At 69.2% G+C, this 15,749-nt stretch carries 13 protein-coding genes, 1 rRNA gene and 1 riboswitch; of the genes, 7 read left to right on the top strand and 7 right to left on the bottom strand.

Annotation, left to right across the window (positions count from 1 at the left end; genetic code table 11):
• Window positions 1-69 (bottom strand): 16S ribosomal RNA (locus ABEA43_RS07395); the annotation flags it as partial.
• Between the two features lie 527 nt (window positions 70-596).
• Between ABEA43_RS07395 and ABEA43_RS07390 the strand changes: the two genes are divergently transcribed.
• A complete protein-coding gene (locus tag ABEA43_RS07390; protein WP_345559839.1) occupies window positions 597-2,687 on the top strand; it encodes a S9 family peptidase in 2,091 nt (696 codons plus the stop codon).
• Window positions 2,684-3,670: an L-glyceraldehyde 3-phosphate reductase gene (mgrA, locus tag ABEA43_RS07385; RefSeq protein ID WP_345559838.1), complete on the top strand. Its 987-nt coding sequence runs from the start codon at window positions 2,684-2,686 to the stop codon at window positions 3,668-3,670. The genes ABEA43_RS07390 and mgrA overlap by 4 nt, the downstream gene beginning before the upstream one ends.
• 37 nt (window positions 3,671-3,707) lie before the next feature.
• On the opposite strand, the gene ABEA43_RS07380 is transcribed toward mgrA, so the two are convergent.
• Window positions 3,708-6,080: a lysylphosphatidylglycerol synthase transmembrane domain-containing protein gene (locus tag ABEA43_RS07380; protein ID WP_345559837.1), complete on the bottom strand. Its 2,373-nt coding sequence runs from the start codon at window positions 6,078-6,080 to the stop codon at window positions 3,708-3,710.
• Window positions 6,081-6,308: 228 nt separating this feature from the next.
• Between ABEA43_RS07380 and ABEA43_RS07375 the strand changes: the two genes are divergently transcribed.
• A complete protein-coding gene (locus ABEA43_RS07375) occupies window positions 6,309-8,324 on the top strand; it encodes a molybdopterin-containing oxidoreductase family protein (protein ID WP_345559836.1) in 2,016 nt (671 codons plus the stop codon).
• On the opposite strand, the gene ABEA43_RS07370 is transcribed toward ABEA43_RS07375, so the two are convergent.
• Window positions 8,302-9,081, bottom strand: coding sequence for an alpha/beta hydrolase (locus ABEA43_RS07370; protein WP_345559835.1), 780 nt, complete (start codon window positions 9,079-9,081; stop codon window positions 8,302-8,304). The genes ABEA43_RS07375 and ABEA43_RS07370 overlap by 23 nt on opposite strands.
• A gap of 65 nt (window positions 9,082-9,146) precedes the next feature.
• Here ABEA43_RS07370 and ABEA43_RS07365 point away from each other — a divergent pair, with 65 nt between their 5' ends.
• The gene (locus ABEA43_RS07365) at window positions 9,147-9,689 is read left to right on the top strand and encodes a PadR family transcriptional regulator (protein ID WP_345559834.1); all 543 of its coding nucleotides are present in this window, start codon (window positions 9,147-9,149) and stop codon (window positions 9,687-9,689) included.
• On the opposite strand, the gene ABEA43_RS07360 is transcribed toward ABEA43_RS07365, so the two are convergent.
• On the bottom strand, window positions 9,668-10,591 hold the full coding sequence (locus ABEA43_RS07360; protein ID WP_345559833.1) for a GNAT family N-acetyltransferase: 924 nt from the start codon (window positions 10,589-10,591) through the stop codon (window positions 9,668-9,670). The genes ABEA43_RS07365 and ABEA43_RS07360 overlap by 22 nt on opposite strands.
• Window positions 10,592-10,667: 76 nt before the next feature.
• Here ABEA43_RS07360 and ABEA43_RS07355 point away from each other — a divergent pair, with 76 nt between their 5' ends.
• Window positions 10,668-11,117, top strand: a complete 450-nt coding sequence (locus ABEA43_RS07355) for a hypothetical protein (RefSeq protein WP_345559832.1) — start codon at window positions 10,668-10,670, stop codon at window positions 11,115-11,117.
• Window positions 11,118-11,136: 19 nt separating this feature from the next.
• Here ABEA43_RS07355 and ABEA43_RS07350 read toward each other — a convergent pair whose 3' ends face one another.
• From ABEA43_RS07350 to ABEA43_RS07340, 3 genes are all read right to left on the bottom strand, one after another.
• Window positions 11,137-11,520: a VOC family protein gene (locus ABEA43_RS07350; protein WP_345559831.1), complete on the bottom strand. Its 384-nt coding sequence runs from the start codon at window positions 11,518-11,520 to the stop codon at window positions 11,137-11,139.
• 31 nt (window positions 11,521-11,551) lie between these two features.
• Window positions 11,552-11,866, bottom strand: a complete 315-nt coding sequence (locus ABEA43_RS07345; protein WP_345559830.1) for a DMT family transporter — start codon at window positions 11,864-11,866, stop codon at window positions 11,552-11,554.
• Between the two features lie 33 nt (window positions 11,867-11,899).
• A riboswitch (guanidine-III (ykkC-III) riboswitch) is annotated at window positions 11,900-11,958 on the bottom strand.
• A gap of 25 nt (window positions 11,959-11,983) precedes the next feature.
• Window positions 11,984-12,781: a class I SAM-dependent methyltransferase gene (locus tag ABEA43_RS07340; RefSeq protein ID WP_345559829.1), complete on the bottom strand. Its 798-nt coding sequence runs from the start codon at window positions 12,779-12,781 to the stop codon at window positions 11,984-11,986.
• A 101-nt stretch (window positions 12,782-12,882) separates the two neighbouring features.
• On the opposite strand from ABEA43_RS07340, the gene ABEA43_RS07335 reads away from it, so the two are divergent.
• Together ABEA43_RS07335 and ABEA43_RS07330 are read left to right on the top strand one after the other, a co-directional pair.
• Window positions 12,883-14,688: an acyl-CoA dehydrogenase gene (locus ABEA43_RS07335; protein WP_345559828.1), complete on the top strand. Its 1,806-nt coding sequence runs from the start codon at window positions 12,883-12,885 to the stop codon at window positions 14,686-14,688.
• 117 nt (window positions 14,689-14,805) lie between these two features.
• Window positions 14,806-15,744 (top strand): MBL fold metallo-hydrolase, encoded by a 939-nt coding sequence (locus ABEA43_RS07330; RefSeq protein ID WP_345559827.1) that lies wholly within the window; start codon window positions 14,806-14,808, stop codon window positions 15,742-15,744.
• Window positions 15,745-15,749: the final 5 nt, after the last annotated feature.

Here is a 15,749-nt window from a genome sequence, read left to right as displayed (position 1 = left end):
CCGCTCGACTTGCATGTGTTAAGCACGCCGCCAGCGTTCGTCCTGAGCCAGGATCAAACTCTCCAAAAAATGCTTGGAAAAGTGGTTGTATCCCAACCAAAAAGGAATCCATCAAAACAGCCGAAACCGTTTCGACGGGGTTATGCATGGTATTTCATGCACTGGCTTTTAACACACTGTTGAGTTCTCAAGAAACGGACGCGTACACCGTCACCTGAATCGTTCACGATCCCGGCTTGGGGGCGTTCATTTCGTTCTGCGTTCTTTCGTTGTGTCTTAATTCTTTCAGCCGTTCAAGCCTCTGTCAAATTGACCGGACTTGCTCGACCTGCGGGAATTAAGCTCTGTCCTGTTTCCGGGACAACCCCTCTAACTTACCAGCCGCTCGACCGATTTGCGAATCGATCTCCAGACCAGCGAGTCTCAAGGGATTACCGGCGGCAGGGCGGCAACACACCAAAGTCACCGGAGTGAAGGAAGTGGGTTGCGCCGCACCGTGTCGGCTTCTAAAGATTAGCAGCGCTCCTGAGCGCTCGGGACGCGTTCGCCATCTTCCCCGGCCACAGAACGATCACGGCCGAACATAGACTCCCCCCGTGAGCAGCTACACGCCGCCAGTGGCGAAGAAGGTCCCGACTGAGCGCATCCATCACGGCGACACCGTCATCGACGAGTACGCCTGGCTGGCCGACAAGGAAGATCCTGATACGACCGCCTATCTGGAGGCGGAGAACGACTTTCTCAAACAGGAGACCGCTCACCTCTCCGAGCTCCAGGAGCAGGTCTTCCAGGAGATCAAGGGCCGCACGCAGGAGACCGACCTGTCGGTGGCCAGCCGCAAGGGCGCGTGGTGGTACTTCACGCGTACCGAGGAAGGCAAGCAGTACGCGGTCTCCTGCCGTGTCCCCGCCGACAGCGACGCGCCCCCCGAGATCACCCCGGGTCAGCGGCTCGACCGCGAGATGGTGATCCTCGACGGTAACGAGCTCGCGGGCGACAGCGCGTTCTTCTCGGTCGGCACCAGCTCCGTCTCGCCCGACGGCACGATGCTGGCCTACTCCACCGACTACAAGGGCGACGAACGCTTCACCCTGAGGTTCAAGAACCTCGAGACCGGCGAGCTGCTGTCCGACGAGATCGCGGACATCTTCTACGGCGGCGCCTGGTCCGCCGACGGCTCGGCGTTCTTCTACACGCGCGTGGACGACGCCTGGCGCCCGTACCAGGTCTACCGGCACACCCTGGGCACCCAGGAGGACGTGCTCGTCTACGAAGAGAGCGACGAGCGCTACTGGGTCGGCATCGGGCTGACCCGCAGTGAGCGTTACCTCGTGCTGGGCGCGGGCAGCAAGATCACCAGCGAGGTGCGCATCCTCGACGCCAGCGACCCGACGGGTGAGTTCCGGATCGTGCGCCCGCGCACGACGGGCGTCGAGTACGGCGTCGAGCACGCGGGCGACTTCTTCTACGTGCTCCACAACGAGAACGCCGAGAACTTCGAGCTGGCCACGGCCTCGCTCGACGACCCGGGCACGTGGACGCCGCTGATCGCCCACCGGGAGGACACCCGGCTCCTGGAGATCGACGCGTTCTCCGACCACGCCGTGGTGCACTTCCGGCGCGACGGGCTGACCGGGCTGCGCGTGCTCCCCTACCCGAGCGCAGGAGGCGGCTGGCGCGAGCGGGCCGGGGCCGCGGAGCTGAACGCGTACGAGATCGACTTCCCGGAGCCGCTCTACGACGTGGGCCCGGCGGGGAACCCCGAGTTCACGACCACGCGGCTGCGGCTGGCGTACACGAGCATGGTCACCCCGCCCAGCGTGTACGACTACGAGCTGGACACGCACGAGCTCATCCTGCTCAAGCAGCGCCCGGTGCTGGGCGGCTACGACCCGGCGGACTACGAGCAGTTCCGCGAGTGGGCCACGGCCGAGGACGGCACGAAGATCCCGATCTCGATCGTGAAGCGGAAGGGCACCGCGAAGCCGGCCCCCACGCTCCTCTACGGCTACGGCAGCTACGAGACCTCCATCGACCCGGGGTTCTCGATCCCGCGGCTGTCGCTGCTGGATCGCGGGTTCGCGTTCGCGGTCGCGCACGTCAGAGGCGGCGGTGAGATGGGCCGTCACTGGTACGAGGACGGCAAGCTCACCAGGAAGCGCAACACGTTCACCGACTTCGTGGCCGCGGCCAGGCACATGAAGGCGTCCGGCTGGAGCGAGCGGATCATCGCCAGGGGCGGCTCGGCCGGCGGCCTGCTGATGGGCGCGGTGACGAACCTGGCTCCCGAGGAGTTCGCGGGCGTGGTGGCCGAGGTGCCGTTCGTGGACGCTCTGAACACGATCCTCGATCCGTCGCTGCCGCTGACCGTGATCGAATGGGACGAGTGGGGCGACCCGCTGCACAACCCGGACGTCTACGCATATATGAAGAGCTACACGCCGTACGAGAACGTGGACGGCAGGCCGTACCCGCCGATTCTGGCGATCACGAGCCTGAACGACACCCGCGTGCTGTACCACGAGCCGGCGAAGTGGATCGCGCGGCTGCGTGCGACGGCGGGCGGCGGGCCGTTCCTGCTCAAGACGGAGATGGGGGCAGGGCACGGCGGCCGCAGCGGGCGTTACGACGCCTGGCGTGAGGAGGCGTTCGCGCTTTCCTGGATCATCGAAAGGGGCACGTCATGACATATCAGGCCGACGACCAGCGCTACGAGCGCCAGCCGTACAACCGCAGCGGCCGCAGCGGGCTCAAGCTGCCGGCCGTGTCGCTGGGGCTGTGGCACAACTTCGGCGACAACCGGCCGATCGAGAACTCGCGGGCGATCCTGCGCCGCGCGTTCGACCTCGGGGTGACGCACTTCGACCTGGCCAACAACTACGGCGTCCCGTACGGCTCCGCGGAGCGGAGCTTCGGCCGGATGTACCACGAGGATTTCGCGAAATACCGGGATGAGCTGATCATCTCCACCAAGGCCGGATACGACATGTGGCCCGGCCCGTACGGCGAGTGGGGCTCCCGCAAGTATGTGCTGGCCAGCCTCGACCAGTCGCTCCAGCGCATGGGCCTGGACTACGTGGACGTCTTCTACAGCCACCGTCCCGACCCGGAGACGCCGCTGGAGGAGACCATGGGGGCGCTCGACCGGGCGGTGCGCTCGGGCAAGGCGCTCTACGCGGGCGTCTCCAACTACTCCGCCGAGCAGACCGCCCAGGCCGCGCGCATCATGCGCGAGCTGGGCACGCCGCTGCTCATCCACCAGCCGTCCTACTCGATGATCAACAGGTGGATCGAGGACGGGCTGCTGGACGCGCTGGAGGAGGCGGGGATGGGCTGCATCGTGTACTCGCCGCTGGCGCAGGGCCTGCTGACCGACCGCTACCTCGACGGGGTGCCGGCCGACTCGCGGGCGGCGACGAGCCGGTTCCTCAGCGAGGACCGGATCGACCGCGACCTGGCGCGCACGCTCAACGAGATCGCGAAGGGGCGCGGGCAGACATTGGCCCAGATGGCGCTGTCGTGGACGCTCAGGGACCCGCGGGTGACGAGCGTGCTGATCGGCGCGAGCAGCGTCAAGCAGCTTGAGGACAACGTGGCCTGCGTGGACGGCCCGGCCTTCACGGAGGACGAGCTCGCGGCCATCGACAAGATCACCGGCCCGGCCCGATAACGGCTAGAGAGCCTCGTGTCGCTGAAGGTAGCTGGCTCTAGAGGGCCTCGTGCCGCTGAAGGTAGGTGAACGAGGCCCAGCCGGGCAGCACCGGCAGCCAGAACGTCAGCAGCCGGTGCAGCAGCACGGCCGAGGTGGCCAGCTCGGCGGGCAGTCCCGCCACGGTCAGCCCCAGCGTGAGTGCGCCTTCGACCGCGCCCAGACCGCCAGGTGTGGGCGCGGCCGAGCCGATCGCGTTGGCCGTGAGGTAGACGACGGCGACGGCGGTGAAGCTCAGCTCGCCGCCGAACGCCTCCACACAGGCGTCAAGGCAGATCACGAACGTGATGGTGATCATGAGGGTGCCGGCGCAGGCCTCGATCATCTTGCGCGGCGACTGCAGGACGTCGAGCAGGCGCGGCAGCACGTTCGAGAACAGCCTGCGCATCCGCGCCGTGACGAACCTGCGCAGCGGCGGCACCCCGAGCACCACCACGACCAGCAGCGCCACCGCCAGCAGCACCAGGACGAGCCCGCGTGACGGCGCGAACGAGGTGTTGGTGTTGGAGCCGGTGATGTAGGCGAACAGCAGCAGCAGCGCGATGTGGAAGATCAGCATGACGAGCTGCGAGGCCCCCACGCTGGCCACCGCGCTGGTCGGCGAGATGCCGCGTTTCTGCAGGTAGCGGGTGTTGATCGCGACGCCGCCGACCGCCGCGGGCGCGACCAGCTTGACGAACGAGGCCGCGAACTGCACGAGCACCGTGCGCCAGAGCGGCAGGTGCTCGGGCACGAACCCTCTGAGCATCAGCGCGGCGGCCACGAAGCTGACGAACGAGGCCAGCAGCGCCAGCCCCGACCAGGCCCAGTTGGCCGTGGTCACCACCTGGTAGACGTTGACCTGGCTGAGCTGGGAGAGCAGGAAGTACGCGGCCAGCGTGCTGGCGATGATCGTGATGAGGGTGCGCGGCTTGAAGCGTTCGAGGCGTACCTCGTCGACCTTGCCCTGCGGCTTGAGCGCCACGATGTGCTCGCGGATGCCCGGCAGGACGTTCTTGGCCTTGGCCAGCGCGGAGCGGGTCTCCCTGGTCAGCGCGATGCGCTGGAGCAGCGGCATGGCGGCGGCCAGCGCGTCGGGGCCGAGCGCGGCGGACGCGGCCCTGACCGAGCGCTCGGGTCCGACGCGCAGCGACAGGTAGGTCACCAACTGGGCGACGTCGAGCCTGAGCAGCAGGTCTCCTGCGGCGATCTCGCCGCTGCGCGCGTCGGTCAGCACGACGCGGCCGGCGCGGTCGAGGTGGATGCTGTCGCCGGTGAGCCGCCGGTGCGCCAGGCGCTGGATCTGCAGCAGCTCGACCTGCTCCCAGATCTGGGCGAGCAGGTCGTCGTCGATCTCGTCGTCCGGCACCTCGTCGAGCGGGCGGGTCTCGATGTGCTCGTAGGCGAGCAGCGCGGCCTCGGTGCCGATCTCGCTGGTGCCCAGCAGCCTGGGCGTGCTGGCCCCGGCCGCCTGGGCCGCGTACGCCATCAGGGCCTCGCGTTCGAGCTCGGCCCGCAGCGACCTGATCGCCCTGCGCCTGGTCTCCGAGTTGAGCCTGATGCGCCGCCACAGCCGGTAGGGCAGCCCGGCCACCTGCAGGTCGCGGTCGAGCACGGTGACGTCGAGGCTGCTGCCGTCCTTGAGACCGATGGCGTAGCGGCGGCTGCCCTGGTGGTCGTCCTCGATGCGGCGGGCCGAGACCGGCGAGAACGACAGCTTGCGCAGCGCGGCGACCACGGCGCTGCCCGGCGGCCTGGTGTTGGGGCTGCCGACGCCGTAGAGGGTGGCGTAGCCGATGGCCATGCCGACCAGCACGGTGACGATGGCGCTCGGGATCGTGATCTGCCGGCCGGAGAAGAACGCCAGGATGTACAGGGCGATCGTGGTCCACATCAGCATCCGCCACGTGGGCCTGCGTGAGATGCGGACGGCGGTGGCGTAGGCGATGACCGAGGTGAGCAGCGTGTTCAGGGGCTCGATGTCCCGGTCGCCGGTCAGCAGCACGCGCAGGTCGTCGACGTTGCCCCCGACGAGCCACTGCCCGAGCAGGAACGACCCGGCCATGCCGATGATGGCGGCGATCAGCCCTTCGGCGACCCGCAGGCCGTCGCGGTGGAAGACGCGCTCGACCGCGAAGGCCGCGGGCACGATGAGCACGGCCGCGCCGCCGAGGAACGCGGCGATCCTGCTGAGCAGGGGTACGAGCTCCGCGCCCTCCTTGACGTCGGCCTCCAGGCCGATGAGCGTCTGCTTGGCGACCAGGGCCAGCAGGATGACCGCGCCGAGAACGATGAGCGTGGCGAAGAAGCGCAGCAGGTCGGAGGGACGGCGAAGCCGCTGAGGCAACAGCGGCTCTACGACGTAGACGTCGTCCGCGCGTGCGTCAGCCACGGCTGGATCCCCCTCCGAGAGGTCCTCCGTGTCATCTCGTTCCCTGATTTCGGCCACCGACAGCGATTCTGCACCTTCCCGGCCGGACCGTACGATCTCCTGGCTTCCAGTGTCCTCAATCGTCCCCGCAGTCGTCGCACCGGGCAGGCTACACGCTGGGGTTGCGAGCGTTCATCCCGGATTTCCGACTCACCCGTCGTGGCTGGCAGTGGACGTAGGCTGTGTCCCATGTCGGGCGAACTGAGGGTTTTGGGGGCATGTCCACTGGATTGCCCGGATACCTGCTCCTGGGTGGTCACTGTCGAGGACGGCAAGGCCGTCAAACTCCGTGGCAACCCCGACCAGCCCTACACCAGGGGCGCACTCTGCGTGAAGGTCAACCGGTATCTGGAGCACACCCAGGCGGACGACCGCATCCTCCACCCGATGCGCAGGACCGGGCCGAAGGGCTCGGGCCAGTTCGAGCGGATCACGTGGGAGGAGGCGCTCGACGAGATCTCCGTACGGCTGCGGGGCATCGTCGAGGAGCACGGCGGCGAGGCCATCTGGCCCTACCTGGGCACCGGCACGCTCGGCTACCTCCAGGGCTGCGAGGGCGTGGCCGGGCGGCGGTTCTGGAACATGCTCGGCGCCTCCAAGCACTGGCTGAACATCTGCTCGGCGGCCGGCAGCAGCGGCCTGACGCGGGCCAACGGCACCGCGGCCGGCATGGACCCGGAGAATTTCGCGCAGGCCAAGCTGATCCTGCTCTGGGGCACGAACACGCTGACCAGCGGCCACCACCTGTGGAAGTTCATCCAGGACGGCAGGGCGAACGGCGCGCACGTCGTCGCCATCGACCCGATCCGCACCAGGACGGCCGACCAGGCCGACGAGTACCTGGCGATCCGGCCTGGCACGGACGCGGCGCTCGCGCTCGGGCTGCTCAACGTCGTGCTGGCGGAGAACGCGCAGGACGAGGAGTTCCTGGCGGAGCACACCGAGGGGTGGGCGGACTTCCGGCAGGAGATCCTCGACCACCCGGTCGAGAAAGTGGCCGAGATCACCGGCATTCCCGCCGCGGCCGTCCACAGCCTGGGGATGAGGCTCGCGCACACGCGCCCGACCGCGATCCGCGCCACGCAGGGGCTTCAGCGGCACGAGAGCGGCGGCGCCACGCTGCGCACGATCGCCGCGATCCCCGGCGTCACCGGCGACTGGCGGCACCCGGGCGGCGGCGTCGCCTACTCCACCAGCGGCCACGTCCACTTCGACATCGACATGCGCTACGACCTGCTGGAAAAGCCGGTGCGCACGCGCGTCATGACCAAGCTGGCCTCGCAGCTCGACGACGTGAAATGCCTGTGGGTGTACGCGGCCAACCCGGCGGGCTCGACCCCCGACGCGAACGCGATCAGGCGGCAGCTCGCCCGCGAGGACCTGTTCACGGTGGTCATGGAGCAGTTCCCCACCGACACCGTGGACTACGCGGACATCGTCCTGCCCGCGACCATGCAGACCGAGCACCACGACCTGCACGCCGGCTACGGCCACCTGTACCTGCTGTGGAACGAGCCCGCCGTCCAGCCGCCCGGCGAGTGCCTGTCCACGACGGAGACGTTCCGCCGGCTGGCCGCGCACATGGGGATGACCGAGCCGTCGCTGTTCGACTCCGATCTGGAGCTGGCCGAGGAGCTGCTGTCCAGCGGGCATCCCTCACTGGAGGGCGTCACGCTCGACCGGCTGCGCAAGGAGGGCTGGGTGCGGATGAACTATCCCGAGCCCTTCACGCCGTTCGCCGAGGGCTTCCCGACACCGTCAGGACGGTTGCGGTTCCCGCCGGCGGGCAAGGCGTACGTGCCCTCGCACGCCGTCAGGACGGCGGGAGGGTCGGCGTACCCGCTGACGTTGATCACGCCCGCGTCGCACACGTTCCTCAACACGACCTTCGGCAACAACCCCGAGCTGCGGCGGCGCGCGAAGGACCCGGTGGTGCTGGTCAACCCGGCCGACGCGGCGGCGCGTGGCCTGGCCGGCGGTCAGCGGGTACGCGTGCACAACGAGGGTGGCGAGTTCCTGGCCGACGTGGAGATCAGCGACCGGGTGGCGGCCGGGGTGGTGGCCTCGCCGAAGGGGCGCTGGCCGAAGCTCAGCCCCGGGGGCGCCAACCCGAACTCCGTCGTGGCGGAACGGGACGGCGACATGGGCAAGGGGCCGGGCTTCCACGACAACCTGGTGGAGGTCAGCCCTTGTGCCGGGCCATGAACGCCTCGATCCGGTCGAGGATCCGCACCCCGTGAGGAGTGCCGAACAGCGCTGAGGCGTGCCGGCTCTCCCCCGGGATGATCAGCACCTCGTTGTCCGGGGCCTTGACGGCGGCGGCGCTGGCCGCGTTCAGGTCTTCGGCGCCGCCGTAGCCGTCGTGCTCGGAGCCGATCTGGAGCAGCGGGACGGTCAGCCCGGCCGCGTCCTTCGCGTCGATCTCGCCTGACAGGGCGACCACGCCGGCCACCTTCGCGCCGAGCCTGGCCGCCGCGGGGACGGCGGTCGTGGCCCCGATCGAGCCGCCGACCAGGAACAGGCGCTTGACGCCCGGCTCCTTGGCCAGCCGCTTCGCCATGGCGACGGCGGTGTCCTCGGGGAAGTCGCCCGAGCTCCTGACGTAGACGAGCACGCGGTAGCCGGCGCCGGTCAGGCGGTCGAAGAGCGGGCGCCAGGAGCAGACGTTGCCGCGGCGCTCATAGGTGATCACCACGCCCGTGGCGCCGGTGCCGCCGATCACGCCCGGCAGGCCACCGGGCTGCTTGAAGATCTCGCCCGCGCTCTCGTCGTAGCACCCCGAGACGTTGGGGCCGGTCGGGGGCGGCGTGGCAGGCCGTGTGGCGGCCGTGGAGACGCCGGACGGGCTGGGCGCCGCCCTGGTGCCGCCCTGGGTGCTGACCGCGCCCCCGCAGGCCGTCAGCGCCCCACACAGCAACGCCCCAGACAGCAACGCAGCAAGCGCTGAGCCGATGACCCGCATGCCGCCCCCTTTCACCCTATGTCTGAACTGACATAGTGATGAGGGCACAATATCCTTGGCACGCCATGACCTCAACGCTGGGATTCGCGATCCTCGCCGTGCTGGCGCGCGGCGATCGCACGGGATACGACCTCGCCGCGGCGATGCGGCGGCCGGTCGGCTACTTCTGGACGGCCGGGCACAGCCAGATCCACGCCGAGCTGCAGAAGCTGGGGGCGGGCGGGCTGGTGCGGTTCACGACCGCGCACGGGCCGGGGCCGCAGGACAAGAAGCTCTACCATCTGACGGCCGAGGGCCTGGCCGCGCTCAGGGAGTGGGTCACCGAGCCGGCCCGCGAGCGGCCCGAGCGCGATGAGCTGGTGCTGAAGACGTACGCGTCGTGGCTGGCCGAACCGGGGCTGGTCAGGCGGCTGTTCGCCGACCAGCTCGCCGCGCACGAGGAGCGGCTGGCCGAGTACGAGCGGCAGGAGGCGTCATTCGACGGCCCGCCCCCGTTCGGCGACCCCCGGTTCGGCGGTTACGCGACGCTGCGCTGCGGACTGAGCTACGAGCGGCACCGGGCCGACTGGTGCCGCTGGATGCTGGCTCAGCTCAGTGACAGCTTGTAGCCCTCGTGGGAGGCGGTGAAGCCGAGGGAGTCGTAGAAGCGGTGCGCGTCCGTACGCGTCTTGTCGGAGGTGAGCTGCACCACCGAGCAGCCGCGCGCCCGCGCCCTGTCCACCGCCCAGGTGATCATCTTGCGGCCGAGGCCCTGGCCGCGGGTGGTGGCGGACACCCTGACGGCCTCGATCAGGCACCGCTCCGCGCCCAGCCGCGACAGCCCGGCCAGGTACGTGAGCTGCATCGTGCCCACCACCTTGCCCTCGTGCTCTGCCACGATCAGCTCGTCGAAGGGGTTGGCGTCGATCCGGTCGAACGCCGTCAGGTAGCGCTCGTCGCCGGGGTCGCCCTCGCGGGTGGCGCCGAGGGGGTCGTCGGCCAGCATCGCCACGATCGCGGGCACGTCGTCCCTGCGGGCCTGGCGGAAGATCAGTGACAGCACGTAGAACGTCTCCATGAGCTCGGGGTTGGACGGCAGCGCCATCACCTTGCTCGTGGCGGTGAAGCCCTTGCGGGCGTAGAGGCCGCGGGCGGCGTGGTTGCGGTCGACGGCCCAGAGGCCCACCTCCTCGGCCCCGATCTCCCTGGCCCAGGCCACGGCCTCGTCCACGAGCCGGGAGGCCGCGCTCTTGCCTCTGGCCTCCGGCGCGACCCACATGGACAGCAGGTGGGCCTTCTCGCCCTCCCGCATCATGCACACCAGGCCCACGTCGGCGCCGCCGCTCACGGCCACCCACCACCGCGACTCCGGATTTTCCAGTCTTTCCGCCCATTTTTCGGGCGGGAACGCGACCTCACGCTCGTACGAGGAGCCGAACGCTTCCGGCGAATCCGCCAGCGCGCGCAGCCGGATCCCCTTCAGTCGCTCCCCCTCGACGGGCCTGAGTCGCACAATCTCGATTTCCTGCATGTCCGAATGATGTCAGGGACGCCTCAGGGTCCATCCCCGATGCCTCTCGGGTGGCTCAAAAGGCAGCATGGGTGACATGAACGAAATCAGTCGACGCGATGAGGTCTCGCTGTCGGGCGCCGCTCTGCGCGGGGCCCCTTGGAAGGCCGCCGCCGTCGGTGGCGGCGTCGTGACCGCGGCCAGCTACGGGATGGGCATGATCACCGGCGGTGGCGATCTGGTGTGGGCGCTGGGCCTGGGCATCAGCCTGTTCGCCCTGATCGCCGCGATCGGAGCGGTCTCCAAGCCGGAAGAGGGCGACCGGGTGACCCGCCAGGCGCGCCAGTGGTCGCTGCGGCACCCGTGGAAGTTCGCGCTGCTGCCCGCCGGCATCACCGCCGTGCTGGACTACCCGGTGCAGCTCGTGCTCGACGGGGAGGGCGTGTTCGGCTCGGCCTGGCACTCGCTCTGGCACGGCGCGCTGGTCTACGTGATCGCCGGCATCCTGACGCTCTCGATGCGGGGCCGGGCGCGCACCACCCGGTGACCCCCGCACCGACCAGGGGTCAGACCGCCGGCTCCCGCTCCGCCTGGCTCCTGCAGACGCAGAACTCGTTGCCCTCGGGGTCGCGCATCGTGACCCAGCCGGTGCCGTCGGGCTGCCGCCGGTCGTCGAAGACGCTCGCGCCCAGCCCGATCAGCCGCTCGACCTCCTCGTCGCGGGTCCTGCCCTCGGTCCCGTTGACGTCGAGGTGCACCCGGTTCTTGACGGTCTTGCCCTCCGGCACGCGGATGAACAGCAGGAACGGGTCCTGCTTCGTCCGCAGCATGATTTCGTCGTCCCCCGGATTGTCGTCGTCGCCCAGCGGCAGCCCCGTGGCACGGCTCCACCAGCTGGCGATCTCATAAGGGTCTGCGGCGTCAATGGTGACGGCGTGGATTTCGATCACTGAGCCACCCAACCCGACACCACCGAACACGTCAAGCCAGTGTTCGCAGGCCGATGACCCCGGCCAGGATCAGGGCGATCGAGATGATCCGCGGCAGCGAGACGTCGTCGCCCATGGCGATCATCCCGAGGATCGCGGTGCCCGCCGCGCCGACGCCGGTCCAGACGGCGTACGCGGTGCCGACCTCCAGGGTCTTGAGCGCGTACGAGAGCAGCCCGAAGCTCAGGACGGCCGTGACCAGGAACGACAGGGTCCACCACAGATGGGTGAAACCGTCGCTGAGCTTGAGCGAGAGCGCCATGCCGACCTCGAAGACGCCGGCCAGCACGATGAAGATCCACGCCATGATCGGAACTCCCTGTAGACGAGACGGTGTGCCGATGCGTCGTCTTGGCGTTCCGGGTACGGCGCGTCTCGTCCGGGAGCTGTCAGCTCACTTAGCGGAACAAGCCGGTTATGCGGGTCATTCCCACCAGATGGTGACCCACCGGTCTCTGGGCACCGGCCACATGCCGAGCTCCAGCACCGTCGCCGCCACCTCCTCCGCCCTCGACGGATCGAGGCACACCCGCCGGCAGGCGCTGGCGGCCAGCTCCTCCAGCGACGTGAAACGTTCCAGGGGAGCTTCCCGTTCCTCCACGTGGACCGCGAAGCCGAGCGCCGCGGCCAGCGCCACGCAGTCTTCCGCGATCGGCCGCACCGGCCTGTCCACCCCGTGGAAGTGCTGCCACAGCGGCGTCATCCAGCTCATGGGATGGCGGTGCGGCAGCTCGATGACGACCCTGCCCTGCGTCCGGCCGTCGAGCGCGCGCAGGAACGGCGCCAGGTCGGGGACGTTGTAGACCACGTGCGCGGCGACCGTCACGTCGGCCACGGGCACGCGGTCGGCCACGTCGGGCCAGCGCCCCTCGACCGCCGTGACCGGCACCCCCAGCTTGTCGGCCCTGGCCGTCAGCCCCTCCAGCATCGAGGCGGAGGTGTCCACCGCGTAGAGGTGACCGATGCGCCGGCTCAGCGGCAGCGAGGCGGCACCGGGTCCCGAGCCCACGTCGAGCAGCGTGCCCTTGTCGGGCAGCGCCTCGGACAGACGGGTCATGGTCGGCCCGTCGTCGGGCTCGGCCAACGCCCTGTCGGTACGGGTGCCGAACCGCTCCGGCGAGTGACTCCACGGATCGGCGGGAGCCTTGGCCATGATCTCGTCGGGGATGGCCCAGGATTCCAGTCGCGCTCGCCACCGGTCGGCGAGTTCTTCGGCGTCCATGGGGAGAGCATGCCATGCATAACAGGGGTTACCCACGGGTAGCATTGCAGAGTAAGGTTACTGACCAGTAGAAATCCCTCGGTTCAAGGAGATCGGCGCCCATGGGCCACTACAAGAGCAACGTGCGGGACCTGGAGTTCAACCTCTTCGAGGTGCTCGGCAGAGGCGAGATCCTCGGCACAGGGCCATTCGCGGACGTGGACGAGGACGTTGCCCGCACCATTCTGGACGAGGTCAACCGGCTGGCCACCGGCGTGCTGGCGGACTCGTTCGAGGAAGGTGACCGGCATCCGCCCGTGTTCGACCCGGCCACCGGCTCCGTGACCGTGCCCGAGGGCTTCAAGAAGTCGTACAAGGCGCTGGTCGACGGCGGCTGGGCGCACCTGGACCTGCCCGCTGAGCTGGGCGGCCCCGGCATCCCGAGGACGCTGGCCTGGGCCACGGCCGAGATGGTGCTCGGCTCGAACCCGGCGCTCTACATGTACGCCGCGGGCCCCAATTTCGCCTACACGCTGTGGAAGCTGGGCACTCCGGAGCAGAAGCGCTTCGCGGAGCTGGCCATCGAGCGCAACTGGGGCGCCACGATGGTGCTGACGGAGCCCGACGCCGGCTCCGACGTGGGCGCGGGGCGGACGAAGGCGGTGCGGCAGCCCGACGGGACCTGGCACATCGAGGGCGTCAAGCGTTTCATCACCAGCGCCGAGCACGACATGACGGAGAACATCTTCCACCTCGTGCTGGCCAGGCCGGAGGGCCACGGCGCCGGCACCAAGGGGCTGTCGATGTTCCTGGTGCCGAAGTTCCACGTGGACCTGGAGACCGGCGAGCTGGGCGAGCGCAACGGCGCCTACGTCACGAACGTCGAGAAGAAGATGGGCCTGAAGGTCTCCACGACCTGCGAGCTCACGTTCGGCGACAAGCACCCGGCGATCGGCTGGCTGATCGGCGAGGTGCACGAGGGCATCAAGCAGATGTTCATGGTCATCGAGCACGCCCGCATGATGGTCGGCACCAAGGCCATCGCCACGCTCTCCACGGGCTACCTGAACGCCCTTGAGTACGCGAAGGCGCGCGTCCAGGGCGCGGACCTGACCAGGATGACCGACAAGACCGCCCCGCGCGTGAGCGTGACGCACCACCCCGACGTGCGGCGCGAGCTGATGCTGCAGAAGTCGTACGCCGAGGGCATGCGGGCGCTGGTGCTCTACACGGCCACGTTCCAGGACGCGATCCTCATCGACCCGGACGACCGGCACGCCCACGCGATGAACGACCTGTTGCTCCCGCTCGTCAAGGGCGTCGGCTCCGAGCGGTCGTACGAGCTGCTGTCGCGCTCGCTACAGACCCTCGGCGGCTCCGGCTACCTCCAGGACTACCCGATCGAGCAGTACATCCGCGACGCCAAGATCGACTCCCTGTACGAGGGCACCACCGCGATCCAGGGGCTCGACCTGTTCTTCAGGAAGATCCTGCGCAACCAGGGCGCCGCGATCGGCGCGCTGCTGACCGAGATCGGCGAGTTCGCCGCGTCGGAGGCCGGCAACGGCCGGCTCAAGGAGGAGCGCAAGCTGCTCGCCGAGGCCGCCGGCGAGGTCAAGGCCATGGGCGACACGATGGCGGGCTGGGCGCTCGGATCGCTGGAGTCGCCTGAGGAGGTCTACAAGGTCGGGCTGAACACCACCAGGCTGCTGCTCTCGCTGGGCGACCTGGTGATCGGCTGGCTGTTGCTGCGGCAGGCGGAGGTGGCGCTGGCCCGGCTGACCGAGGCGGAGGACCCGTTCTATCTCGGCAAGGTCGCCTCGGCGTCCTTCTTCGCCAAGACCGTGCTGCCCCGGCTGTCCGCCGAGCGGCGCGTGCTCGACTCCACCGGGCAGGAGCTCATGGAGCTGCCCGAGGAGGCTTTCTAAAGCCCCAAGCCCTGCCACCCGCGGCAGTCGCCCGGCAGGACGCCCGTCTGATCTCAGGCGGGCGTTCTGTCATAGAAGACACAGCCGGCCAGGGGCTCGGCGAGTACGTTCGCGGGCATGAGCTCGTCTTCGCACGATCATCCCCTGCCCCCGCCGCGCATCGAAGAGGTGTCGGACGGCGTCTACGCCTACGTGCAGCCCGACGGGAGCTGGTGGATCAACAACACCGGTTTCCTGGCCGGCAAGCGCGGCGTCGTCTGCATCGACGCCTGCTCGACCGAGCGCAGGACCAGGGCGTTCAGGGAGGCGATCGGCAAGGTCAGCAACCGGCCGATCACCACGCTCATCAACACCCATCACCACGGGGACCACACGTTCGGGAACTGGCTGTTCCCCGAGGCGACGATCGTCGGGCACGAGAAGGTGCGCGAGCAGATCCTGGCCGACGGCATCCCCACCTACCGGGCCGCGTGGTCGCCCGACGTGGTGTGGGGCGCGATGGAGGTGGCGCCGCCGTTCCTGACCTTCACCGACCGGGTCACCCTGCACTCCGACGACCTGCGCTGCGAGGTCAGGCACGTCGGCCACGCCGCGCACACGACCAACGACTCGTACGTGTGGATCCCGGAGCGGCGGCTGCTGTTCGCCGGCGACCTCGTCTTCAACGGCGGCACCCCGTTCGTGCTCATGGGCTCCGTGGCCGGGGCGCTGAACGCCCTCGCCCAGCTCAGGGAGCTCGGCGCGGCGACCGTCGTCCCCGGGCACGGCGAGGTGTGCGGGCCCGAGGTGTACGACGGGGTGGAGGGCTATCTGCGGTTCGTCCAGCGGACCGCCGAGCGCGGCCGGGCCGCCGGGCTGTCACCGCTGGACGCGGCCAGGGAGACCGACCTAGGTGAGTGGGGCGGGCTGCTCGACGCCGAACGCATCGTGGGCAACCTGCACCGCGCGTACGCGGAGCTCGACGGGCAACCTCTCGGCTCCCCGATCGACCTGGTCACCGCCGTACTGGACATGATCACCTACAATGGCGGCCAGCCGCTGTCCTGTCTCGCCTGAGATGT

Source organism: Nonomuraea rosea (assembly GCF_039539705.1).
Classification (GTDB): Bacteria; Actinomycetota; Actinomycetes; order Streptosporangiales; family Streptosporangiaceae; genus Nonomuraea; species Nonomuraea rosea.
The sequence above is the reverse complement of the archived record's forward strand: the minus strand, read 5'-3'. Positions and strand labels throughout refer to the sequence as shown.

Excerpts from the sequence above, each read along its gene's own strand:
- mgrA (WP_345559838.1), top strand. The coding sequence starts at position 2,684 with ATGACATATCAGGCCGACGACCAGCGCTACGAGCGCCAGCCGTACAAC.
- ABEA43_RS07375 (WP_345559836.1), top strand. The coding sequence starts at position 6,309 with ATGTCGGGCGAACTGAGGGTTTTGGGGGCATGTCCACTGGATTGCCCG.
- ABEA43_RS07370 (WP_345559835.1), bottom strand. The coding sequence starts at position 9,081 with ATGCGGGTCATCGGCTCAGCGCTTGCTGCGTTGCTGTCTGGGGCGTTG.
- ABEA43_RS07365 (WP_345559834.1), top strand. The coding sequence starts at position 9,147 with ATGACCTCAACGCTGGGATTCGCGATCCTCGCCGTGCTGGCGCGCGGC.
- ABEA43_RS07360 (WP_345559833.1), bottom strand. The coding sequence starts at position 10,591 with ATGCAGGAAATCGAGATTGTGCGACTCAGGCCCGTCGAGGGGGAGCGA.
- ABEA43_RS07355 (WP_345559832.1), top strand. The coding sequence starts at position 10,668 with ATGAACGAAATCAGTCGACGCGATGAGGTCTCGCTGTCGGGCGCCGCT.
- ABEA43_RS07345 (WP_345559830.1), bottom strand. The coding sequence starts at position 11,866 with ATGGCGTGGATCTTCATCGTGCTGGCCGGCGTCTTCGAGGTCGGCATG.
- ABEA43_RS07340 (WP_345559829.1), bottom strand. The coding sequence starts at position 12,781 with ATGGACGCCGAAGAACTCGCCGACCGGTGGCGAGCGCGACTGGAATCC.
- ABEA43_RS07335 (WP_345559828.1), top strand. The coding sequence starts at position 12,883 with ATGGGCCACTACAAGAGCAACGTGCGGGACCTGGAGTTCAACCTCTTC.
- ABEA43_RS07330 (WP_345559827.1), top strand. The coding sequence starts at position 14,806 with ATGAGCTCGTCTTCGCACGATCATCCCCTGCCCCCGCCGCGCATCGAA.